This window comes from Salinilacustrithrix flava (assembly GCF_041228405.1).
GTDB lineage: Bacteria > Actinomycetota > Acidimicrobiia > Acidimicrobiales > Salinilacustritrichaceae > Salinilacustrithrix > Salinilacustrithrix flava.
Map to the genome: position 1 here is coordinate 2,403,777 of NZ_CP133888.1, position 22,182 is coordinate 2,425,958.

At 73.6% G+C, this 22,182-nt stretch carries 23 protein-coding genes; 17 read left to right on the plus strand and 6 right to left on the minus strand.

The features are described from left to right. The first annotated feature begins 20 nt into the window (after positions 1-20). The 3 genes from RGQ06_RS11845 (at position 21) to RGQ06_RS11855 (ending at position 1,832) form a co-directional block, all read left to right on the plus strand. Positions 21-1,274, plus strand: coding sequence for a DNA recombination protein RmuC (locus tag RGQ06_RS11845; RefSeq protein WP_432430335.1), 1,254 nt, complete (start codon positions 21-23; stop codon positions 1,272-1,274). A gap of 118 nt (positions 1,275-1,392) precedes the next feature. Further along, a complete protein-coding gene (locus tag RGQ06_RS11850) occupies positions 1,393-1,638 on the plus strand; it encodes a hypothetical protein (RefSeq protein WP_432430336.1) in 246 nt (81 codons plus the stop codon). 2 nt (positions 1,639-1,640) lie between these two features. Beyond that, complete coding sequence (locus tag RGQ06_RS11855; protein ID WP_432430337.1) at positions 1,641-1,832, plus strand: hypothetical protein; 192 nt, start codon at positions 1,641-1,643, stop codon at positions 1,830-1,832. 49 nt (positions 1,833-1,881) lie between these two features. On the opposite strand, the gene RGQ06_RS11860 is transcribed toward RGQ06_RS11855, so the two are convergent. Beyond that, positions 1,882-2,418: a hemerythrin domain-containing protein gene (locus tag RGQ06_RS11860; protein ID WP_432430338.1), complete on the minus strand. Its 537-nt coding sequence runs from the start codon at positions 2,416-2,418 to the stop codon at positions 1,882-1,884. 161 nt (positions 2,419-2,579) lie between these two features. Between RGQ06_RS11860 and RGQ06_RS11865 the strand changes: the two genes are divergently transcribed. The 3 genes from RGQ06_RS11865 to RGQ06_RS11875 all read left to right on the plus strand — a co-directional run bounded on the left by RGQ06_RS11865 (position 2,580) and on the right by RGQ06_RS11875 (position 4,055). Then, complete coding sequence (locus tag RGQ06_RS11865; RefSeq protein WP_432430339.1) at positions 2,580-3,017, plus strand: hypothetical protein; 438 nt, start codon at positions 2,580-2,582, stop codon at positions 3,015-3,017. A gap of 74 nt (positions 3,018-3,091) precedes the next feature. Then, on the plus strand, positions 3,092-3,385 hold the full coding sequence (locus tag RGQ06_RS11870; protein ID WP_432430340.1) for a hypothetical protein: 294 nt from the start codon (positions 3,092-3,094) through the stop codon (positions 3,383-3,385). Positions 3,386-3,494: 109 nt separating this feature from the next. Beyond that, complete coding sequence (locus RGQ06_RS11875) at positions 3,495-4,055, plus strand: TMEM165/GDT1 family protein (protein WP_432430341.1); 561 nt, start codon at positions 3,495-3,497, stop codon at positions 4,053-4,055. On the opposite strand, the gene RGQ06_RS11880 is transcribed toward RGQ06_RS11875, so the two are convergent. Next, positions 4,045-5,745, minus strand: a complete 1,701-nt coding sequence (locus tag RGQ06_RS11880) for a hypothetical protein (RefSeq protein WP_432430342.1) — start codon at positions 5,743-5,745, stop codon at positions 4,045-4,047. The genes RGQ06_RS11875 and RGQ06_RS11880 overlap by 11 nt on opposite strands. A 143-nt stretch (positions 5,746-5,888) precedes the next feature. On the opposite strand from RGQ06_RS11880, the gene RGQ06_RS11885 reads away from it, so the two are divergent. Continuing rightward, on the plus strand, positions 5,889-6,104 hold the full coding sequence (locus RGQ06_RS11885) for a DUF1918 domain-containing protein (protein ID WP_432430343.1): 216 nt from the start codon (positions 5,889-5,891) through the stop codon (positions 6,102-6,104). Beyond that, positions 6,101-6,550, plus strand: a complete 450-nt coding sequence (locus RGQ06_RS11890; RefSeq protein ID WP_432430344.1) for a CBS domain-containing protein — start codon at positions 6,101-6,103, stop codon at positions 6,548-6,550. The genes RGQ06_RS11885 and RGQ06_RS11890 overlap by 4 nt, the downstream gene beginning before the upstream one ends. Before the next feature lie 47 nt (positions 6,551-6,597). Here RGQ06_RS11890 and RGQ06_RS11895 read toward each other — a convergent pair whose 3' ends face one another. Beyond that, complete coding sequence (locus tag RGQ06_RS11895; protein ID WP_432430345.1) at positions 6,598-6,951, minus strand: cupin domain-containing protein; 354 nt, start codon at positions 6,949-6,951, stop codon at positions 6,598-6,600. Between the two features lie 179 nt (positions 6,952-7,130). On the opposite strand from RGQ06_RS11895, the gene acsA reads away from it, so the two are divergent. Genes acsA through RGQ06_RS11920 form a run of 5 tightly spaced genes read left to right on the plus strand, consistent with a single transcriptional unit; the run spans position 7,131 to position 12,414 of the window. Next, entirely contained in the window at positions 7,131-8,846 is a 1,716-nt protein-coding gene (gene acsA / locus RGQ06_RS11900; protein WP_432430346.1) for an acetate--CoA ligase, read from the plus strand. Further along, the gene (gene pdhA, locus RGQ06_RS11905) at positions 8,843-9,829 is read left to right on the plus strand and encodes a pyruvate dehydrogenase (acetyl-transferring) E1 component subunit alpha (protein WP_432430347.1); all 987 of its coding nucleotides are present in this window, start codon (positions 8,843-8,845) and stop codon (positions 9,827-9,829) included. The genes acsA and pdhA overlap by 4 nt, the downstream gene beginning before the upstream one ends. 23 nt (positions 9,830-9,852) lie before the next feature. Next, complete coding sequence (locus tag RGQ06_RS11910; RefSeq protein WP_432430431.1) at positions 9,853-10,806, plus strand: alpha-ketoacid dehydrogenase subunit beta; 954 nt, start codon at positions 9,853-9,855, stop codon at positions 10,804-10,806. Continuing rightward, on the plus strand, positions 10,799-12,163 hold the full coding sequence (locus tag RGQ06_RS11915) for a dihydrolipoamide acetyltransferase family protein (protein WP_432430348.1): 1,365 nt from the start codon (positions 10,799-10,801) through the stop codon (positions 12,161-12,163). Before RGQ06_RS11910 ends, RGQ06_RS11915 begins: the two co-directional genes overlap by 8 nt. Beyond that, positions 12,160-12,414 carry an acyl carrier protein gene (locus tag RGQ06_RS11920; RefSeq protein ID WP_432430349.1) on the plus strand — a complete coding sequence of 85 codons (255 nt, stop codon included), beginning with the start codon at positions 12,160-12,162 and terminating at the stop codon, positions 12,412-12,414. Before RGQ06_RS11915 ends, RGQ06_RS11920 begins: the two co-directional genes overlap by 4 nt. A 7-nt stretch (positions 12,415-12,421) precedes the next feature. On the opposite strand, the gene RGQ06_RS11925 is transcribed toward RGQ06_RS11920, so the two are convergent. From RGQ06_RS11925 to RGQ06_RS11935, 3 genes are read right to left on the minus strand one after another with little or no spacing between them, the layout of a single operon-like run. Continuing rightward, positions 12,422-15,253 (minus strand): alkaline phosphatase D family protein, encoded by a 2,832-nt coding sequence (locus RGQ06_RS11925; protein ID WP_432430350.1) that lies wholly within the window; start codon positions 15,251-15,253, stop codon positions 12,422-12,424. Then, positions 15,250-17,616 (minus strand): PEP/pyruvate-binding domain-containing protein, encoded by a 2,367-nt coding sequence (locus RGQ06_RS11930; protein ID WP_432430351.1) that lies wholly within the window; start codon positions 17,614-17,616, stop codon positions 15,250-15,252. Before RGQ06_RS11930 ends, RGQ06_RS11925 begins: the two co-directional genes overlap by 4 nt. Further along, on the minus strand, positions 17,613-17,918 hold the full coding sequence (locus RGQ06_RS11935) for a hypothetical protein (protein ID WP_432430352.1): 306 nt from the start codon (positions 17,916-17,918) through the stop codon (positions 17,613-17,615). Before RGQ06_RS11935 ends, RGQ06_RS11930 begins: the two co-directional genes overlap by 4 nt. A gap of 140 nt (positions 17,919-18,058) precedes the next feature. Between RGQ06_RS11935 and RGQ06_RS11940 the strand changes: the two genes are divergently transcribed. Genes RGQ06_RS11940 through RGQ06_RS11955 form a run of 4 tightly spaced genes read left to right on the plus strand, consistent with a single transcriptional unit; the run spans position 18,059 to position 22,168 of the window. Further along, a complete protein-coding gene (locus tag RGQ06_RS11940; protein ID WP_432430353.1) occupies positions 18,059-18,955 on the plus strand; it encodes a GNAT family N-acetyltransferase in 897 nt (298 codons plus the stop codon). A 2-nt stretch (positions 18,956-18,957) separates the two neighbouring features. Further along, positions 18,958-20,382: an MBOAT family O-acyltransferase gene (locus RGQ06_RS11945; protein WP_432430354.1), complete on the plus strand. Its 1,425-nt coding sequence runs from the start codon at positions 18,958-18,960 to the stop codon at positions 20,380-20,382. Further along, complete coding sequence (locus tag RGQ06_RS11950) at positions 20,382-21,446, plus strand: SGNH/GDSL hydrolase family protein (protein ID WP_432430355.1); 1,065 nt, start codon at positions 20,382-20,384, stop codon at positions 21,444-21,446. Before RGQ06_RS11945 ends, RGQ06_RS11950 begins: the two co-directional genes overlap by 1 nt. Then, positions 21,443-22,168: a hypothetical protein gene (locus tag RGQ06_RS11955; RefSeq protein WP_432430356.1), complete on the plus strand. Its 726-nt coding sequence runs from the start codon at positions 21,443-21,445 to the stop codon at positions 22,166-22,168. Before RGQ06_RS11950 ends, RGQ06_RS11955 begins: the two co-directional genes overlap by 4 nt. The last annotated feature ends 14 nt before the right edge of the window (positions 22,169-22,182 follow it).

The window sequence follows — 22,182 nt, forward strand, 5'->3', positions numbered from 1 at the left end:
CCCGTGCGGATACTTGACCCATGGCCGTCCTCCTCGCCCTCCTCGCCGCCGTCGTGGCCGCCGCGCTGGCCGCGCTCGTGGTCGCCCGGCTCACCACCACCCAGCTCTCGGCCCGTGCCGCAGAGGAGCGCGAGGCCGCGGTCGCCGCCGCCGTCGACGCCGTCGTGGCCCAGGCCGGGCACGCCTTCGTCGCCGAGCGGGAGCACACGCTGCGCGCCGCGGTGGAGAGCGCCACCTCGGTGGCCACCTCCAAGCTGCAGGACTCCATGGCCGCCGGCAGCCGGGAGCTCGACCTGCGCTCGCACTCCTTCGAGCAGCAGGTCACCCACATCGCCGATGCCCTCGGCACCCTCGGTGGGCTGGTCCAGTCCCTGCAGAAGGAGCGGGCCGAGCAGACCGGGTCGCTCGTGGCCCAGCTCGAGCACGTCACCCGCACGCAGCAGTCCCTCGCCCAGCACACCGACCAGCTCCGCCAGGCGCTGGCCAGCCCCAAGCAGCGGGGGCAGTGGGGCGAGCGCATGGCCGAGGACGTGCTGCGTGCCGCCGGCTTCCGCGAAGGCGTGAGCTACCGCCGCCAGACCGCGATCGAGGGCGGCACCATCCCCGACTTCCGCTTCCTGCTGCCGCGGGACCTCGAGCTGCGCATGGACGTGAAGTTCCCGGTCGACAACTACCTGCGGGTGCTGGAGTGCGAGTCCGACGCCGACCGCGCCCGCCACACCAAGGCCTTCGTGGCCGACGTGCGCAACCACGTCCGCGGCCTGGCCGGCCGGGGCTACGTGGACCACCGCGACACGGTCGACTGCCTGCTGCTGTTCATCCCCAACGAGGCGGTGTACGCCTTCCTGCACGAGTCCGACCCCGACATCGTCGACGTCGCACTCGGCCACCAGGTGGTGCTGTGCTCCCCGAGCACCCTGTTCGCCGTGCTGGCCGTGGTCCGCCGATCGGTCGAGCAGTTCCAGCTCGAGCGCCGCAGCGACGACATCTTGCGCTGCCTCGGCGGCCTGACGGGGGAGTGGGACAAGCTGGTCGGGGCCATCGAGAAGGTGGGTCGCCAGCTGGACCTCACCCACAAGAGCTTCCACGACGAGCTCAACGGCACCCGCCGGCGCGTGTTCCAGCGGTCCCTCGACGAGATCGAGTCCCTCCAGTCCGCGGCCGAGCGCCCGGTGCTCGGTGCGGGCGAGGCTCTGGCCGCCCAGAAGGCCGCCGGTGACGTCCGGGCCCTGCCCGTGGACGACGGCGACCGCGGCGTGGCCGAGGCCGGCTGAACCCCGGGAGGGTCCCCGGCGGTGTGCCGCCACCGCCCAGGTCTGATGTTCTAGAACGAGGGGGCGCACGGGAACCGACCCGGCGTACCCATCGTCGAGACCGGGAGAAGACCAGCGAATGTCCGACTACGAGATCCCGAAGCCTGAGCCCAAGGAGATCGACTCCGTCAAGTGGCTCGAGTGGAAGGACGTGATGGAGCGAGCCACCCTCAAGGGCCATCCGTACAAGGACGAGCGCTGCGACAACTGCTTGTACTACCTGGACCCCGACGAGGAGATCTCGTACTGCTGGCACCAGACCCTGCGCATCCTCGTGGGCGGCGACTGGTGGTGCCAGTGGTGGGAGCCGATCGAGGAGGAGTGATCATGGCCAGCGACGAGCTGCCCGACGACGTCCCCGAGGCCGACGCGCTGGAGCAGCGCCGATCGGTCGACGACGAGCCCGATGCCGATGCTGGTGCCGTGCTCGGCGACGACAGCTTCGAGGTGCCCGAGGCCGACGCCCTTGACCAGGCCCGGGCCGTCCCCACCGACGACGAACCCGACCCGGAGGGCTGAGGCCCGACGATCCCCGCCCCGGACGCCATGGCGTCCGGGGCGTGTCGCGTCAGCGGCCGCCGAGGAGGTCTCGCACCTTGTCCACCGTGGCCGCCCACGGGCCGGCGACGAGCTGCGCGGTGGCGGTGCCGGGCACCAGGGGGTGCGGGTGCGTGGGCACGACCTTCTTGGCCTGCTCGACCAGGTCACCCAGGGAGTCGAGGGTGGACGCGCCCACCTCGTCGCGGAGCTTCGGGAAGACGTCGGCCTCCTCCTCCTCCACGTGGTGACGGATCGTCTCGATCAGCGACTCCATGGCCTTCGCGTGGTCGGCGGAGCCGGCATCGAGCTCCTCGAGGTCGGCCAGGAGGCGCTTGGCCTGCTGGTGCTCCTCGATCGCCTCGTCGGCCATGGCGCCGCCGCCGTCGACCTTGGCTCGCAGCAGGGGGTAGACGAACTGCTCCTCCACGGCGGCGTGGACGGAGAGGTCGTGCACGATCTGCTTGGTCAGCTCATCGATCGTCTCGGGCTTCTCCGAGAGGTGGACGCGCCGGAACAGCTCGTCGACCTCGCGGTGGTCGTTCTCCAGCAGCTGGATGACGTTCATGGGAGTCCTTCCGGAACAGGCGGGTGTGCGGTCCCTCCGTTCCCCGGTCGCGGCGGGCCCATGTCGGACGGGACGTTGGTCCCTGGCGCCCCGGAGCTCGGTTGGCCGACGATGGCGAAGGGACCGGGGCCCGACCCGGATCGCGAACGGAGGAGCGCGCGATGCCCGAGCTCATCCAGGACCACGAATGGGAACCCGGTGCGGGACCCCGGGTGCTGGTGGAGGCCGTCGAGTGGGGGACCCGCGAGCACGCCGCCGCGGTCCTGCGCGAGCACGGCTACGACACGGTCACCTGCCCGGGACCCGAAGGGGCCGGCCAGCGATGCCGGCTGGCCGCAGGGGAGGGGTGCTCCGCCGCCGAGGGCGTCGACGTGGTGGTGCACGCGCTGCGCCCGTGGGACCCCCGCAACGTGGAGGCGCTCCGGGCGCTGCGTCGCCGACTGCCCGATCTGCGGGTCGTGGTCGAGGTCGCCGCACCCGAGGCCGCCCGGCAGAAGGTGGATCTCGAGGGCTGCGTGGTGCTCGAGGCGCCGGCCAGCCCGGCGGAGCTGCTCGAGGCCGTGTCCCGAGCGATCGGGCACGAGCCCGGGGACGGTTGAGGGACGAGTTCTACCGAACACCTCGCCGGGTAGGTGGCGGGCTCCGTGCCATCCCCCCAACGGAGGTTTGACAGATGAGCTCGACCCTGACCCGCCGCATCGCCGGTGCCGGCTTCGCCGCCGCCCTGCTGCTCGGTGCCGCTGCCTGCGGTGACGACGACGACACCACCGAGGAGATCGTCGACACCGAGACCGAGACCGACACCGAGGAGGTCGACGTCACCGAGACCGAGGGCGTCACCGAGACCGATACGGAGACCCTCGAGCTCGAGACCGAGACCCAGACCGAGACGGTCGAGGAGACCGACACCGAGACGGAGACCGAGGTCGTCGAGGAAGAGACCGAGACGGTCACCGAGGAGGACTGATCCCTCGGACGGCCCACCGGCCGCCCGGACGAATCGCATCACAGGCGACGGAGGGCGCAGCGCTCGCTGCGCCCTTCGTCGCGCCCGGCCCCCGTCCTAGGTTCGCCCCGTGGGTTCGCTGCTCGCCGCGCTCGGCATCGTCTTCCTGGCCGAGCTCGGCGACAAGACCCAGCTGGTCGCGCTCGGCTTCGGCGCCCGCCACCGCCTCGGACCGGTGCTCGCCGGCGTGGCGTTGGCCTACGCCGCCACCAACCTGCTGTCGGTCGTGGTCGGCGGCCTGCTCGGCGCCGCACTCCCGACCCGTGCGCTCGGCCTGGGGGGCGGCGTCCTCTTCATCGGGTTCGCGCTCTGGTCCCTGCGGGCTGACGACGATGACGAGGAGGGCATGGCCGCGGCCACCGGCCACGGCCGAGTCGTGCTGTCCGTCGCCGCGGCCATGTTCGTGGCCGAGCTCGGCGACAAGACGATGCTGGCCACCGCGACGCTGGCCGCCCAGGGCAACCCGGTGCTGGTGTGGGTCGGCGCCACCATCGGCATCATCGCGTCCGGGTCGGTCGGGGTCCTCGTCGGCCGGGCCACGGGCGCTCGGCTGCCCGAGCAGACCATCCGCATCGGCTCCGCGGCGCTGTTCGCCGTGTTCGGGGTGGCCCTGATCGCGCTCAACCTCTGAGGTCGTCCCGGAGGGTCGCCGGGGTGCTCGCCCAGTCGTAGATGCCGAGCCCGATGCTGCGGGTGTCGGTCGCCGCCTGCCGGAACGCCAGCAGCTCGGCCGCGGTGACCTGGTCGCCGATGCCGCCGATCACGTGCACGAGCGCTCCCGGGTCGGCGAGATCGATGCGGAGGCGTCGGACGTTCTCGGTCGTGTACCGGTACGGATCCCGCCAGATGGAGTCGACGGGCCGGTTCGTCCAGTAGCTCATCGGCATCCACGCGTCGTAGTGGTCGCAGATCGAGGTCCACGGGAAGTCAGGCCAGTAGGACGGGTTGAGGATCTCGGTCACGACGGGTGGCAGCACGATCGCCGCGAGCGGGATGGCGCGGGGCACGGTCGCTCGGGCGTACCGGCTGAGGGAGACGAGGTTGGCGTTGCGCGCCTCCGGGTCGGTCTGGGCGACGGTGGGTTCGATGTCGACGGCCACGCAGTCGACGTCGAGGCGGGCGATGGCCGCGACCTTGCGCTGGTCCACGGCCGGGTCGGCAAGCCCGGGGAGGAACCAGGCGCAGGTCCGCATGCCCCTGCGGTGGGCCTGGTCGAGGAGCAGCGCCAACCGGGCCGGTTCGACGATGTCGGTCGGTGCGTCGATGCGCGTCACCTGGATGAAGAGGGTCTCCATGCCGGCCGCGGCCATGGCGTCGATGTCCGCCGTGCCCACCGAGGGCGAGCCGCCGGTGTAGGTGAGCGACCAGTCGAACAGGTCGACCCACGCCCCGGTCCCCTGCAGCGGCCGCAGCGTCCGTCCGACCGCATGGGGCATCGAGCCGCCGCCGCCGTTGGCGCCGACGCCTCGCGCGATGTCCCAGCCGTACCAGTACCCCGACGGTGCGACCCGCCGTGCGCCACCGAAGGCGTGGAGCCCGCCCCAGCCGTCCAGCACCCACCCGCCGTCGCCGGCCCGGTCCATGACCACACCTCGGGCGATGTCCCATCCCGGCCACGTCGTGGTCCCGGCGATCGGTGCCGCACCGAAGGGGTGCAGGCGGCCCCAGCCGTCGACCACGTAGCCGGCGGACGCCCCGCCCTGGCACCACGAGGTGATGCCGCGCGCCAGGTCGACGCCGGGCAGGTACCACGCCGTCCTCGCCGGCGCGCCGCCGAAGGCGTGCAGGCCGCCGTAGGCGTCGAGCACCCACCCGGAGGTCCCGGAGGCATCGCACGCATCCAGGGCGACGCCCCGCGCGATGTCCCATCCCGACCAGTAGGAGGCGACCGCCACCGCCGGTGCGCCGCCGAAGGGGTGGAGTCCGCCCCACCCGTCCAGCACGTACCCGGACCTCCCGTCGGGGCGCAGGGCCAGGCCGCGCACGATGTCCCAGCCCCGCCAGTACCCCGTGGGCGCGACCCGGGGTGCGCCGCCGAAGGCGTGGAGCCCGCCCCAGCCGTCGACGACGTACCCGGAGCGCACGTCGGCTCGGGTCACGACCGCCCGGGCGATGTCCCAGCCCTGCCAGTAGCTGCCCGGAGCGACGGCTGGCGCCCCACCGAAGGGGTGGAGGCCGCCGAAGCCGTCGAGCACGTACCCGCCATCGGGGACGACCGCCGGCGCGTCCTGGGCGGGTGCGGCATCGGCCGCTGCGCCCGGGAGCAGCAGCAGCGCCGCGCACGTCATCGCCGCGATCGACACCCGACGGATCGGACCCATGCGCCGATCGTGCGCCGAGCGGCCGACCGTCGGTAGGGCACAAGGGCTCTGGTTCCGGCGGGGTCCATGACCTTGGGCCCTGTCCGCTGAGGCTCGCCAGGAGTCTGATGACGGGGAGAGTTCGTCGATGTCGAGGAGGACCCATGCACGCTGCCAAGGGAGACCGGATCATCATCCGCGGTCACCGGGTCGGTGAACCGGACCGTGACTGCGAGGTGCTCGAGGTGCGCGGCGATGACGGCGGGCCGCCCTACGTCGTGCGCTGGGGGGACTCCGGGCACGAGACGCTCTTCTTCCCCGGCTCCGACGCCGCCCTGCAGCACTTCGATGCTGCCGACGCAGGAGGGGCGCGGTCATGAGGGCCATCGAGGGCATCCGCCGCTCCGGTGTGGCCATCGGCCCGGAGCGCACCATGCGCGAGGCCGCCGAGATCATGGAGCGCTCCGGTGTCGGCGCGCTGGCCGTGCTCGACGGGGACCACCTGGTCGGGATCGTCACGGACCGCGACCTGGTGCGCCGAGGGCTCGCCCGCCGTCTGGACCCCCACGCCCGGGTGGACTCGATGATGTCGAGCCCGGTCGTCACCATCGAGGCCGACGCCGACCTGCGAGCCGCCTATGCCATCTTCCGGGAGAACGCCGTCCGCCGCCTGGCGGTGACCGAGCGCGGGCGCTTCGTCGGCGTCCTGTCGATCGACGACCTGCTGATCAACCTGTCGGCCGATCTCGCCGACCTCGTGCGGCCGGTGACGGCGGAGACGATCTACGGCCACCGGGACAGCCCGGTCCCCGCGACCCGGAGCTGAGCGCGCCCGGGGCTGCGGCCGCAGCCGCTCAGGCGCTCCCGTCCTTCTCAGGCGCTCCCGTCCTGCTGGTACAGGTAGAAGACCGTGCACCCCTCGTCGCCGACGGCCTCGAAGTCGTGGGCGACGCCGGCGGGGATGTGGGCGTAGGAGCCGGCGTCGAGCTCGGCACCGAGCACCCGCGTCCGTCCGGAGACGACCCAGATGTGGTGGTGGTGCCGGCGGTGCGTGTGCTCACCGAGGTGGTGACCGGCGTCGATGTGCATCAAGCCGGCGCTGGAGCGCCCGTCGGTCCAGGTGGTGCGGTGGACGGCGCCCTCGCCGACCCCCAGGGGCATCGGGGCGAGCTCGACGACCTGGTCAGCCGGGACGAGGACCACGCCGGGTTCGGTCTGTGCAGCCATGGCCGCAGCGTCTGCCATCTCGCCACGTCGCGCCAGGGCCCAATGGCCCGCGACACCAGCGACCCGACCGCCCCGGGACACGTTCACGGCCTCGCGGGGACGAAGGACCCTTGCCGGGGTCGCAGGCCCCGGCGGACGATCGGGTGCGAGGAGGAGCTCGTGTGGACCCCACCGTGACCATGGATCAGCCATCGGAGGTCTGGGGGCGGGCGCGGCGGGCGTTGGACGGGCTCCCGGACGGCCGGGGGCTCAACATCGCCCACGAGGCGGTCGACCGCCACCTCGGTACTGACCGGGAGCATCGGGTCGCCATCCGCTGGCTCGGTGTTCGCGGGGCGCGCGAGGACCTGACCTACGGTGACCTGGCCGAGCGGACGTCGCGGTTCGCCAACGTGCTCCAGGACCTCGGCGTGGGCGCCGGCGATCCCGTGTTCGCCCTGAGCGGGCGTACGCCGCTGCTGTACGTGGCGGCGCTCGGCACCCTCAAGCACCGGGCCGTGTTCTCACCGCTGTTCGCAGCGTTCGGGCCGGAACCGGTGCGCACGCGCCTGCGGATCGGACGTGGCCGGGTGCTCGTCACCACCGAGGCCCAGTACCGGCGCAAGGTCGCCGGGCTCCGCGGTGACCTGCCGGACCTCGAGCACGTGCTGCTGGTGGACGTGGCCGCCGATGCAGCCCCTGAGGGGACGCGGTCGCTGCCCGCCCTGCTGGACGCGGCACGGTCGACCTACGAGATCGGCCCGACCGATCCGGAGGACCCGGCATTGCTGCACTTCACCAGCGGGACCACCGGCACGCCGAAGGGGGCCGTGCACGTGCACGAGGCGGTCGTCGCCCACCACGCGACCGGGCGGCTCGCGCTCGACCTGCGCGACGGCGACGTGTTCTGGTGCACGGCCGACCCGGGTTGGGTGACCGGGACCTCCTACGGGATCATCTCGCCCCTCACCCACGGGGCGACCCTGGTGGTCGACGAGGGCGAGTTCGAGGCCGAGCGCTGGTACGGCATCCTCCGGGACCAGGCCGTGGACGTCTGGTACACGGCGCCGACCGCGGTGCGGATGCTCATGCGTGCTGGCGCCGACCTCGCCCCCCGGGAGGACCTGGGGCGCCTGCGCTTCGTCGCCAGCGTCGGTGAGCCGCTGCACGCGGAGGCCGTGGCGTGGGGTCGAGACGCCCTCGGCACCCCGATCCACGACAACTGGTGGCAGACCGAGACCGGCGGGATCATGGTCGCCAACGGCCCGGGCCAGCAGATCCGGCCCGGCTCCATGGGCCGTCCGCTGCCCGGCGTGGACGCAGCCGTCCTCGCCCTCGACGACCACGGTGAGCTCCGCCGTGACGGTGCCGGCGAGCTGGTGCGCTGCGACCCGGACGAGACCGGCGAGCTCGCCCTCCGGGCCGGGTGGCCCTCGATGTTCCGTGGCTACCTGGACCAGGACGAGCGCTACGCCCGCTGCTTCGCCGACGGCTGGTACCGGTCCGGTGACCTGGTGCGCCAGGACGCCGACGGCTACGTGTGGTTCGTCGGGCGAGGTGACGACGTCATCAAGTCCGCCGGCCACCTCATCGGCCCGTTCGAGGTGGAGAAGGTGCTGCTCGAGCACCCGGCCGTGGTCGAGGCCGGCGTGATCGGCGTGCCTGACCCGGTGGCGGGCGAGGTGGTCCAGGCCTTCGTCAGCCTCGCCGAGGGGCGCCACCCCAGCGACGAGCTGCGGCGCGAGCTGCTCGGCCACGCCCGGGGCCGCCTCGGCCCCGCGGTCGCGCCCCGGACGATCGGCTTCGACCAGGACCTGCCCAAGACCCGCAGCGGCAAGATCATGCGGCGCCTCCTGAGGGCACGGGTGCTCGGTCTCGACGAGGGGGACACATCGACCCTGGAGGTGGCCAGATGAGCCCGCTCGACCCCGCGCACGGACGGCACCTCCTCGAGCAGATGCTGCGGGTGCGGCGCATGGAGGAGCGCTGCGCCGAGCTGTACACCCAGTCCAAGATCCGCGGCTTCCTGCACCTGTACGTGGGGGAGGAGGCGGCCGCCACCGGGGTCATCGAGCAGCTGGAGCCCGAGGACGCCGTGGTCGCCACCTACCGGGAGCACGGGCACGCCCTGCTGAAGGGGACGCCGATGACCGCCATCCTCGCCGAGATGTACGGCGTCGCGGAGGGGTGCAGCGGCGGCCGCGGCGGGTCCATGCACCTGTTCGACATGGACCACGGCGTGTACGGGGGGAACGCCATCGTCGGCGGCGGCCTGCCGGTGGCGGTCGGCCTGGCGCTCGCTGACCAGCTCGCCGGGCGGCCGCGGGTGACCGCCTGCTTCTTCGGCGAGGGCGCCGTCGCCGAGGGCGAGTTCCACGAGTCGATGAACCTGGCCGCCCTGTGGGATCTGCCGGTGCTGTTCTGCTGCGAGAACAACCTCTACGCCATGGGCACCGCGCTCGCCCGCAGCGAGTCGGAGACCGACATCGCGGCCAAGGCCGCGGCCTACGAGATGCCGGCGTGGCCGGTCGACGCCATGGACGTCGTCGCGGTGGAGCGGGCGGCGGCCCGGGCGGTCACGGCGGTGCGCAACGGTGGCGGGCCGCACTTCCTCGAGCTGCGCACCTACCGCTTCCGGGCGCACTCCATGTTCGACCCGGAGCGCTACCGGGACAAGGCCGAGGTCCGGACCTGGCGCGAACGCGACCCCATCGACCTGCTCGAGAGGCGCCTGCGCGACGAGGGGTCGCTCGACGACGCCGGCATGGCCGGGATCGAGGAGCGCGTCGCATCCGAGGTGGACGCCGCCGTGGCCTTCGCCGAAGCGGGCACACCCGAACCGGTGGAGACCCTCGGGCGCCACGTGACCAGCGAGCCGACGGGAGGCGGGGTCCGGTGAGCACCACGACGTACCGGGAGGCGATGCGCGATGCCCTGGCCGCCGCGCTGCGAGACGACGACCGGGTCTTCCTGATGGGGGAGGACGTCGGCGCGTACGGCGGGTGCTTCGGGGTCAGCCTCGGCCTCTTCGAGGAGTTCGGTCCCGAGCGGATCCGGGACACGCCGCTGTCGGAAGCAGCGTTCGTCGGCGCCGGCATCGGCGCCGCGCTCGGCGGCATGCGCCCGATCGTGGAGATCATGACCGTGAACTTCAGCCTGCTCGCCCTCGACCAGATCATGAACAACGCGGCGACGCTGCTCCACATGAGCGGCGGCCAGTGCAACGTGCCGATCGTCATCCGCATGACGACCGGCGCCGGTCGCCAGCTCGCCGCCCAGCACTCGCACAGCCTCGAGGGCTGGTACGCCCACATCCCCGGCCTGCGCATCGTCACGCCGGCCACCGTGGACGATGCCCGCTGGATGCTGCAGACGGCTCTCGACGACCCGGATCCGGTGCTGCTGTTCGAGCACGGCGCGCTCTACGGGGCCGAGGGCGAGCTCACCGACGACCTGGGTCCGGTGGACCTGGACCGGGCCGCCGTCCGCCGCTCGGGCACCGACGTGAGCCTGATCACCTACGGCGGGACCCTCCCCACGGTGCTCGCCGCGGCCGAGGAGCTCGCCGGCCGCGGGATCGACGCCGAGGTCGTGGATCTCCGGACCCTGCGACCGCTCGATGACGAGGCGATCCTCGGATCGGTGGCCCGGACGCACCGTGCGGTCGTCGTCGACGAGGGCTGGCGGTCGGGCAGCATCTCGGCCGAGATCAGCGCCCGCATCACCGAGGGCGTCTTCTACGAGCTGGACGCGCCGGTCGGACGGGTCTGCTCGGCGGAGGTGCCGATGCCCTACGCCCGGCACCTCGAGATCGCCGCGCTCCCGAGCGTGGACGGGATCCTGCAGGCCGTGGAGGAGCTGGGTCTCCGTGGGTGAGTTCTGCATGCCGTCCCTCGGGGCCGACATGGACGAGGGCACGCTGCTCGAGTGGCTCGTCGCGCCCGGTGATCCGGTGCGCCGCGGCGACATCGTCGCCGTGATCGACACCGAGAAGTCCGACATCGAGGTGGAGGTCTTCGAAGACGGCGTGATCGGCGAGCTCCTCGTGGAGGTGGGCACGACGGTCCCGGTCGGCACGCCGCTGGCCCGCATCGAGGGGGCGACCGACGCCGGCCGGCGCTCCGCGCCCACATCACCGCCGGTGCCGGCCCCGCAGCCCGTGGCCCCGGCCGAGGGCCCGCCGCGGGGCGTGGCCACCACCGCCCGGACCGCGGGCCGGGTGCTGTCGCCGATCGTCCGGCACCTGGCCGACGAGCGCCACGTGGACCTCCACCACCTGGCCGGGACCGGGCCCGGCGGGGTGATCACCCGCCGCGACGTCGAGGGGGCACCGCGATCCGGGCCGGGAGGCGTCGCCGCTCCCCTCGAGCACCGCCCGACCCGCGCCACGCCGGCGGACGGGCGCACCCGGTCCTCGCCCTACGCGCGCCGGCTCGCCGCCGAGCGCGAGGTGTCGCTGACCGCCGTGGTCGGGTCGGGGCCGGGCGGCGCGGTGCTGGCCGCAGACGTGCCGGCGGCGGCGCCGGTCGATCGGGACGCCGGCATGCGCGACGCCATCGCACGGGCGATGGCGCGCTCGAAGCGGGACATCCCGCACTACTACCTGCAGACCACCGTCGACCTCGGGGTCGCGCTCGACTGGTTGCGGACCCGGAACGAGGCGTGCCCGGTCGTGGAGCGGGTGCTCCCGGCCGTGCTCCTCCTGAAGGCGACGGCGAGCGCGGCCGCCGAGCACCCCGCCCTCAACGGTTGGTGGGAGGACGGGCACCGGCCGTCGTCCGACGTGCACCTCGGGGTGGCCATCGCCCTGCGCGGGGGTGGCCTGGTCGCCCCCGGGATCGACGGCGCCGACCAGATGTCCCTCACCGAGCTGATGACGGCCCTCCGGGATCTGACCGGGCGCGCACGCGCCGGTCGCGTCCGTCAGCGCGAGTGGACGGGACCGACGATCACGGTCACGAACCTCGGGGATCTCGGCGTCGATGCCGTCTGGGGGGTCATCCGACCGCCGCAGCTGGCCATGGTCGGCTTCGGTGCCGTGCACGACGAGGTCCTGGCCGTCGACGGCGCCCCGGCCGTGCGCCCGGTGGTGGTCGCCTCACTGGCCGCCGACCACCGGACCAGCGACGGGATCGAGGGCGCCGCCCTCCTGTCGCGGATCGCCGCCTTGCTGCAGGATCCCGACGCGCTCGACCGACCCCACCCCCACCCCACCGGAGGAGCAACACCATGACCGCCCTCACCGAGAGCGACGCCCGCGACCTCATCGCCAAGGTCCTCGCCGACATCGCCCCGGAGGTCGATCTCGACGGTGCCCGGCCCGACGGCCAGCTCCAGGAGGAGCTCGGCCTCGACTCGATGGACTTCCTGAACCTGATGATCGGCATCCACGACGAGACCGGCCTCACCGTCCCCGAGCGCGACTACCCCGCGCTCAGCACCCTCGACGGGGCCATCGCCTACCTGGCCGAGCGCACGGCCTGATCCGCGGCTACCGAGCCGGGCGGGGCACGGCGAACCGGAAGGTGCGGCTGACGAGCACCTCGTCCTCCCACGTGCGGCCGCTGAGCGTCACCTCGACGTGGGACCCACCGTCGTCGTCGACCTCGACGAGCCCGAACTGCCCGGCCCCGGGGAACGTGCCGTCGGAGTAGGGGCCGCCCCGGACGTTGCCGGGCCGGTCCAGCGCGGCGGCGTGCAGCACGGGGAAGCCGCCGCTGTTCGTGCCGTCGTCCAGCGCCACCATGTGCGCGTCGCCGCTGACCATCACCAGGTTCTCGATGGACGCGCTCCGGATGGCGTCCAGGATCTGCTCCCGCTCCTCGGCGTAGCCGCCCCAGTCGTCCCGACCCGGCTCGTCGGGGGCGATCCAGGGAACCGAGTTGACCCAGAGCACGACGGCGTGGGTGCGCGACGACGTGCGGAGCTCGTCGAGGAGCCACCGCCGCTGCTCGGCCCCCAGCATCGTCTCCGCTGTCTTCGCCGAGCGGGTGTCGGTCATGACGACGCGGACCCGTCCGAGCGTGAAGGCCTGGTTGATCGGCCCGTCCGGCGCGGCCACGTTGGGCACCAGCTCCCGGTAGCCGGCCCAGGCCGCGTCGCGGCTCGGTGAGCTGCTGTCGGAGTCGTTGGGGCCGTAGTCGTGGTCGTCCCAGACGTAGGCGATCGGCACGTTGCGATAGAGCGCTGCCTGCGAGGGTGCCGTGACCACGCGCTCGAGCAGTGCCCGGTAGCGATCGAGGTCGTTCGACGCGAGATCGCCGTAGTGGAAGTCACCCATGTGCACGAACAGGTCGGGATCGGCCATGCGGATGGCGTCGAAGACCTGCCCGCTCGAGCCGGTCCGGGCGCAGGAGGCGACCGCGATGCGCAGGTCGGCAGGCCCGGAGGGCGCGGTGCGCGCCCGACCCGATCCGCGAGCGCGATCGACGTGCCCGTCCACCTCGACCGACCACCGGTACTCGGTGCCGGCGGCCAGGTCGGTGGCGGTGAGGCGCACGACCCGTTCGTCCGACACCGGGGCGGGATCGCTCCTGGTGGCCGCGCCGCCCGCGGCCGGGGTTGCGACGAGGACCGCCTCGTCGTGGTCCCCCTCCACGCGAGCGACGACCTGGAAGCCCTCGGTCCGCACGGCCCCGGACCACGCCCACTCGACGAGGTCGACGGGAAGGGCCACGGTGTCCGACGCCGGGTGGGCGGGACCGTAGAAGTGGTCGTGGACCGTGGCCGCGGTCGCGTACACCGTCGTGCCCGACAGCGCGCACAGGACGGCCACGACCGCGACCGCTCGCCGGGTCCGGCCCCGCTGCCACGTGAGCCACAGCCCGATGGCCGGGATGCCGAAGGACGCGGCGACGGCGATCGACACGAGGGGGTGGTACGCCACCGAGGACAGGGCACCGAGCACCAGGCCGCCGCCGGCGAGGCCGACCGCGCCGGCGAGCGGGTGCCACAGCGACAGGATCCAAGCCAGCGCCAGCAGCGCGAGGGCCGCGAGGGTGCCCCAGACCTCGACGAGCGCGGCGACCGACTCACCGCGGGGGTTCCGCGGGATGCCGACGGTGAGCGCGAGGACCGAGAAGGTCGCGATCGCGACCAGGGCGAGGGCCCGGGATGCCAGCCCCAGCAGGCCGTGGGCCAGGTCGGGCAGGTGCACCACCGTGTGGGACGGGCCGGGCGAGGACGACCACGGGCAGCTGCGGCACCTGGCGTGGAGGGCCGGCCGGGCCAGGGCCCAGCGGACGACGAGCACGATGGTCACGCCGAGGGCCGCGCCGCCCAGGACGTCGGTGGGCCAGTGCAGCCCCCGCTGCACCCGGACGAGGGCACCGAGCACGGTGGCGACGGCCAGCAGCACGCCGACGGCGCGGGCGAGGAGCGCCGACCTGGTGAGCACGAGCAGGGCCAGGGGTACCAGGCCGGCGAGCAGCACCGACTGCACCATGTGGCCGCTGGGGTAGGAGTCCTCCAGCCCGGTCAGGATCGTGCCGGCCGGCCGGTCGCGCTCGATCACCTCGCGCACCAGCGTCGTGACCCCGAGCGAGGCGACGACGGCGCCGGCGTAGGCCGCGGCGAAGGGGAGGCAGCGGAGGGTGGCCACGCCGATGAGCAGGACGGCAGCGACGGCGATCTCGGTCCGGCCGAGGAGGTGGACCCCCTGGACGCCCTCGATCCAGTCCCAGGTCCTGACCGAGCTCGACAACCGGCCGTCGGCATCGGCGAAGGCCCCGCGCGAGGACCCGACGCCGAGGGTGACGACGGCGAAGGCGGTGCCCGCCATCGTGGCCGACCACCCGAGCAGGAAGCGTCGGCGCGACCCGGTCCGGTCGCTGTCCGGTGCCAGGCCGAGGGGGGTGGAGATGAGCAGCTCGGTTGCCCATGCCGGGGTGTCCGGGTAGCGGGCGTAGAGCAGGCCGGCGCCGACGCCGAGCCACAGCAGCAGGAACCCGGTGATGATCGACAGCGCCAGGAGCCAGGCGATGTCGGAGACGTAGCCGTTCTCCCGCCCGTAGTTGCCCATCGCGCCGATGACCACGTACGCGGACGCACCGATGCAGGTGAGGGCGGTGAGCAGGTACGCCGACCGGGGGCGCAGCACCTGCTCGAGCGCGGCGGTGGCCGACGCGCCCGTCGTCACGTGGCCGGCGACGGCCGCCCCGGCGATCTCGACCCGACGCTCCCGGTGGCGGTGCCGGCGGCCGTGCACGGCATCTCGCAGCAGCGTCACGATGCTGAAGAGCAGGCCAGCGGACATGATCGCCGGCACGAAGATGCCGAACCGGTCGACGTCGGCGTCGGCCCACGGGTCGCGGGCGGCGGTCATCGTGCGGTCACCTCCTGCGGCGGTGCGGTGCGCTCCTCGTCGTGGATCGCGACGATCCCGGCGCTGCCGTCGACCGTGACCCACCTCCCGTCGAGGTGGCGCGTCGCGCCCCGGACGTCGAGCACGGCCGGTAGCCCCAGCTCACGGGCGACGATGGCGGCGTGCGAGAGCGGTCCGCCTCGCTCGACGACCACTGCACCGGCATCGATGAAGAGCGGTGACCACGCCGCATCGGTCGCCCGGGCCACGAGGACCGAACCGGGTGGAGGCGAGCCGGCGGTCGGATCGCGGACGACGACCGCCCGCCCGGTGAAGCGGCCGGGGCTGGCGGCGATGCCCGTGAGGCGGTCGCCCGACAGGGGCTCGCCCTCGGCCGGGGCCGGCATGCCGGTGAACCGGGAGGGCAGCTCGTCCTCCTCGCGCCACCGAGCCAGGTGCCGGCGCCGCCGACCCAGCACCCCGCGGGGGATGGCGATGCCGTCGAGCAGGGCCCGGCGCATCTCGTCCTCGCCCAGCAGCTCGACGTCGTCGACCGCGTCCAGCAGGCCCCGCGCCACCAGGCGCGCACCGATCTCGACGTGGATGGCCCGCACGTGCCCGCCCAACCCGAGCACGGCGGCCTTGACCCCCTCCCGACGCCCGAGGTCCTCGGTCGCGTCGCTGATCGAGCGCCGAAGCATGTGGAGCCGCACGTCGATGACCTGGCCCGAGAGCACGCGGGTGCGACGCCAGCGCGGATCGGTGACGAGCAGCTCCTCGAGGTCCGCCAGCGCGGCGCTCCCGTCGGGGCGAGCCCGTGCGTCGTGCCGTTCGAGGAGGCGGGGTGCCTCGGCCCACGTCGGCCCGGCGAACACCGATCGGCTGGCCGTCGGGACCGGGGTGCGCACCCCGGCGGCGCCGAGGGTCACCTGCTGGGTGTGCCGGGCGGCCTCGGCCGCGTCCAGGTAGCGGCCCAGCACCTGTTCGACGCCGGCGTAGGCGCCGGCGGCTGCCGCGGCGACGCCGAGCTCCGCCGTCATCGCACGGACACCGAGGTCGAGGAGGCGGAGGCGCCGGGAGAGGAGCTGGCGGTCGTCGAGCAGGTCGAGCGCGCACGGGTCGGCGTCGATCACATGGATCGCGGCGATGGCGACGTCGCCGTCGAAGCGCGCCCGGCGGCGCGTCGCCATCGCCCGGAGGTCGCGACGCAGCAGGCGCAGCCACGATGCGTGCGGTCGCGTCGTGGGCGGCGTCGAGGGCTCGGCGAAGTACTGGGCCTCGATGTCGGATGCAGACGCGCCGGGGATCTGCTCGGCCGCCTCCTTCAGCAGGTCCAGATCGAGCACGGCCCGTCCCCGGACCCGGCGCACGAAGGCGTGCGCGCTCGCCACCTCGGCGGGGAGCGCCCGCAGCGAGCTGAGCACGTTCCGGAACGCCTCCTCGACGAGGAGCGAGGCGATGCCCCACCGGAGGGGCGGCAGGACGCCCGGGAGCATCTCGCTGATCCCCGCCGAGGTGAGCTCGTGGTCGTCGACGGCCGTGTCGAAGCCGTCGCCCTCGGTCGCGTCGACGGTGATCGGCCGGGACTGCACCAGCCACAGCTGGCGGCCGTCCCAGGCCCATTCGAGGTCGAGGGGCACGCCCTCGGCTGCTTCGAGCGCCGCGGCACCCTCGCGGAGGGCGGCGAAGTACACGGGGCCTTCGGCGGGGAGCGACCCCGATCGTGGGACGTGCCACACGTCGGGGGTGCGCTCGCCGGACACGAGGGCTTCGCCGAGCCCGGAGACGAGCTCGACGCGCAGGTCGTCGGTCGGGCTCCCGGGGTCGACCGTGAAGAGCACGCCGGACTCCTCCGACGGCACCATCTGCATGAGCACGACCGCCATCGCGGCATCCGTCTGCGGGATGCCCCATGCCCGCCGGTAGGCCCAGGGCGCGGGGTGCCAGAGCGACGCCCAGACGAGCCGGACCGCCCGCAGCAGCTCGGGTCCGTTGGTGGGGACGTCGAGGAAGGACCGGTACTGGCCGGCGAAGGACTGGTCGCGGAGATCCTCCGACGACGCGGAGGACCGGACCGCGATGCGCTCGCCGAGCTCCGGGGCGATCGACCGGATCGCGTCCTCCAGGCCCTCGGGCAGCGGCACCGCCAGGAAGCGGTGGTCGACCTCGTCAGCGGTGGGTGGCTCCGTCGCGGTCGCCAGCCCTTCGAGGTACGGCGCGAGGACGGGGTCGGCGGCGACCCGCCGGTACTCCGAGATCGGCACCACGGCGGTGCGCGGCACCTGGTGGCCCCACCCGACCATGCGGGCCAGGGATGCGCCCTTTCCGCCCAGCTCGGCACCGATCTCGGCACCATCGCCGAGCAGGACGACGCGGGGGGTCATCGTCCCGGGAGATCCACCACGTCGGCCCGCACCGCAGCGACGCAGCGATCCACCACCTCGTCGGCGGACTCCCCGGTCGCCACGGCCTGCTCGGACGCCCACGCGGCGAGATCCCGTCGCACGGTCACCGTCACCCGGCCGGTCTGCGCCCGCAGCACCAGGAGCAGCTGCAGCCCCATGGCGAGGGCGAACACGACGGCGAAGTCCCACGTCCTGCTCACCACGGCGTCCACCAAGCCGACGGCGGCGACGAGCGTGGCGAGCACCAGCACCAGGAGGGCCCTGGGTGAGGAACCAGGCATGGACGCATCGTGCGCCAGGCGGGTGGCAGGTCATAGGGGAGAAGGTCCCGGTCGGTGCGGTACGACCGATGGACGTTCGGCTCTGGCGCCCGGGACCGGCGGCGGGGTCCCCTGGTCGTGAAGCGAGACCGAGGAGCACCATGGACGCAGGAACCGACGGGCCGGCCGTGCTCCCCGTCGCGGTCCAGCTGCCCGACGAACGCACCGTCGTGGTCCGCCCGGCCCGCCCCACCGACGTCCCCGGGCTGGTGGCGCTGTTCGAGCGCCTGACCCCGGACGACCGGCACCGGCGCTTCTTCTCCGGATTCCACCCGGACGAGGAGTTCGTGACCGGCATCCTGACCCGCCCGCCGACGGTCGGCCGGCTCCTGGTCGCCGAGCTCTCCGGTCCGGACGGATCCGAGATCATCGCCGAGGCCGAGTACGCCCGCCTGCCCGACGGCGACGCCGAGCTGGCCCTGACCGTGGATCGCCGCTGGCGTGGCTGGCTCGGGCCGTTCCTCCTCGACGCGCTCCTGCGGGTCGCCGATGCCTCCGGCATCCCGAGCCTCCGCGCCGAGGTCCTGGCCCAGAACCGGCCGATGCTCGCCCTGCTGCGCGCTCGCGGGTGCGCCGTGGCCGAGAGCGGCGATCCGTGCGTCACCACCCTCGTGGTCGGAGCTCACGGTGCGGCGCCGTCGTGGCCGGCCGGGTCCGCGCACCCGAGGGTCCTGCTCGAGGCGACGGGTGGCCGGTGGCGGCTGACGACCAAGCTCGCCGAGGCCGGCGTGCCGCTGCTGCGCTGCCCGGGACCCTCCGTCCGGCCGACCAACGTGCCGTGCCCCGTCCTCGAAGGCGGCACCTGCCCGCTGGCGGCAGGTGCCGATGTGATCGTCCACGCCCTCGGACGCGACGACCCCCGGTGCGCCGCCGTGCTGGACGCCCACCGGCAGGCGGGCGCGACGGTCGTGGAGGTGGGGCCGGCAGGTGCCGATGACGCCGATGAGATCGTGGCGAAGATCCTCGAAGGCTCGAGGCCGGTGAGGGACGGGACCTGAGCGTGCTCTTCCCCACGATCCGCTTCGCCCTGTTCTTCATGGTGACGTGGGGTGTGCTGCTCGGCGTCCGGGACCGACCGGTGGCGCGCCGGGTCGTGCTGCTCGGCGCGAGCTGGGCCTTCTACGCCTCGTGGGACTGGCGGTGGCTGGCCCTGGTGTGGTCGATGATCGGCATCAACCACGTCGCCGCGCGCGGGGTCGCGTGGTCGCCGACGGCAGGCGGGCGACGATTGGCGTTGGTGCTCGGCATCGGGGCCGACCTCGCGCTGCTCGGCACGTTCAAGTACTACGACTTCTTCGCCGAGTCCGTCGTCGGCACCCTCGACCTGCTCGGCGTGCAGGCATCGGTGCCGCTGCTGCAGGTGGCTCTCCCGCTCGGCATCTCGTTCCTCACGTTCCAGGCGATCAGCTACCTGGTGGAGGTGCACCGGGGCGTCACCGTGCCCGCCCCGCTCCTCGACGAGGCCGTCTGGCTCAGCTTCTTCGCCACCGTCGTGTCCGGTCCCATCACCCGGGCCAGCGAGCTGATCCCCCAGCTGGACCGCGTCCCGAGGGCCACCGACCCCGGCGCGTCGTTCGCCCTGGTCCTGCGGGGGCTCTTCAAGAAGGTCGTGCTCGCCAGCTACCTGGCCTCCTCGGTCGTGGACGAAGCCTTCGCGTCGCCCGCTGCGTTCTCGGCCACCGAGGTCCTCTTCGCCGTCTACGCGTACGGCGCCCTCATCTACGTGGACTTCAGCGGCTACACCGACATCGCCCGCGGCGTCGCCGGCCTGCTGGGGTTCCACCTGCCGGAGAACTTCGACGCCCCCTACCGGGCGGCCAGCGTGCAGGAGTTCTGGACCCGGTGGCACATGACGCTCACCCGGTGGCTGCGGGACTTCCTCTTCACGCCGCTCGGTCTGCGGTACGGGCGCCACCGCATCATCGGGCCGCTCCTGCCCCTGCTGATCATGCTGGCGGCAGGTCTGTGGCACGGCGCGGCCTGGACCTTCGTGGTGTTCGGCGGCATCCACGGTCTCGCCCTCGTCGCCGAGCGGGCCGATCGCCTGCGCCGTCGCCGCCTCGGGATCGGCCGACCGCCGGACACCCTGGGTCGGCGCGTCCTGCGCCACGTCGTGACGCTGCAGGTCGTGTCGCTCGCCTGGCTGTTCTTCCGGGCCGAGTCGATGAGCGCGGCGTGGGCGATGCTGCACCGGATCGCGACCGGCCCGCTCGCCACGGGGCAGATCACCGCGCTCGCCGCCCTCACCGTCGTCGGGATCTACGGCCTGCAGCTCGTCCGGGCCCCGGCCGTCGCCGAGCGGGTCCAGGCCTGGGCGGGGCGCACCGGGCCGGTCCCCCAGGCCGTCGGCCTCGCCGGCGCCCTCACCGTCGTGGACGTGCTGGGCCCCGCGGGCGTCGCTCCGTTCATCTACTTCGGCTTCTGATGGCGCTCACCACCCCCACCCCGACGCTCCCGCCCGACGAGGCACCCCCGGACGGTGCGCCCCGCTCCCGTGGTGCGTGGCGGCCCTTCGTCGTCGCTGCGGTCGCGCTGGTGCTGGGCGCCCTGCTCAACGCAGACGAGCTGCAGCGCACAGCTGCGCGCCAGACCGTCGGGTGGGAGCGGGACGTGCTGGTCGACCTCGCCGCCGTCCCGCAGGAGGTCGCGGACGCGAGCCGCCTGAACCGCCCGCGTCGCTGGGCGGAGTCGCTCCTCGGCACGCCGGACCCGGGAGGCAGCGTGATCGAGCGGCCGGCCCCTCCGCCCGCCCGGCCCCCCGTCGAGAGCGACGTCCCGGGCACCGACCCCACCGGGTCGTCCACGTCCACGTCGAGCTCGACGTCGACGACCGTGCCGGCGCGCCGCACGCCGACCGCGAGCGCCCCGCTGCAGGTGGCGGTGCTCGGCGACTCGATGATGCAGGTCCTCGGCCAGTCCATCGTGAACGGCGCGGCCGGCGACGATCGGGTCGAGACGACCCTCGAGTACCGGGTGTCCACCGGGCTGACCCGGCCCGACTACTTCGACTGGCCCGGTCGGGTCACCGAGCTGCTGGCCTCCGGCCCGCTCGACGCGGTGGTGGTCATGTTCGGGGCGAACGACGCCCAGGGCATGGTCCTGCCCACCGGATCCGAGCCGTTCGGCACGCAGGCGTGGCTCGACGAGTACCGGTGGCGGGTCGCGTGGGTCATGGATGCGCTCGCCGCCGGGGGCGCGGACACCTACTGGGTGGGCCAGCCCGTGATGCGGTCCGATTCGTTCTCGGCCCGGATGGCCGCGCTGAACGAGATCTACGCGTCGGAGGCAGCGCTGCGGGAGCACGTCACCTACGTGGACGCCTGGTCGGTCCTCTCGGTCGACGGCGCCTACGCATCGCACCTCGACGACGGGAGCGGTCCGACGTCGGTCCGCCAGAGCGACGGGATCCACCTCTCCCGAGCCGGTGGTGACCGCCTCGCCGCCGTGGTGCTCGACGAGATCCGCAACGACTGGAGGCTGGACCGATGAGAGCAGCTCGAAGGGTCGGCGTGCTGGTGGCGGGCCTCGCCCTCGTCGCCGGGTGCGGCACGAGCCCGACCACGGAGACCGCCGACGTCGGATCCACCACGACCGCCACCACGTCGACGACCGTCGACGCGCCGAGCACCACCGAGCAGCCGGTCCCGTCCACGACGACGGCACCGGCTACGGTCCCGCCGAGCACGATCCCGCCGACCACGGCCTCACCGACGACGGCGCGTCCTCCGTCGACGGCGGGGCGGTCGGTGTTCGTGCTCGGCGACTCCGCCCTGCTCGGCGCGAGCGAGACGGTGCCGGCCGCCCTCCCCGGGTGGCACGTCGTGTTCGACGCCGTCGGCAGCAGGCGGCTCCCGCAGGCCATCGAGGTGCTTCGGGCCCGACGATCGGAGATCGGTGCCGTCGCCGTCATCCAGCAGGGGAACAACCACCTCGAGAGCGAGGGGTCCTTCGGCGCGCAGATCGACGAGGCGATGCGGGTGCTCGACGGCGTCGACCGGGTCGTCTGGCTGACGGTGGCCGAGAAGTGGCCGTCCCGGGTCGAGATCAACAGCCAGATCCGGGCTGCGGCGGGTCGCTGGCCCCAGATCGTGGTGGCCGAGTGGGCGCCGCTGATCGCCGCCCACCCGGAGTACGCCGAGGACATGCTCCACCTGTCCGCCGCGGGCCGGATCGCCATCGCCGAGCTCATCGCCGGCGCGGTCACCGGGTAGGTCAGCCGACCGGG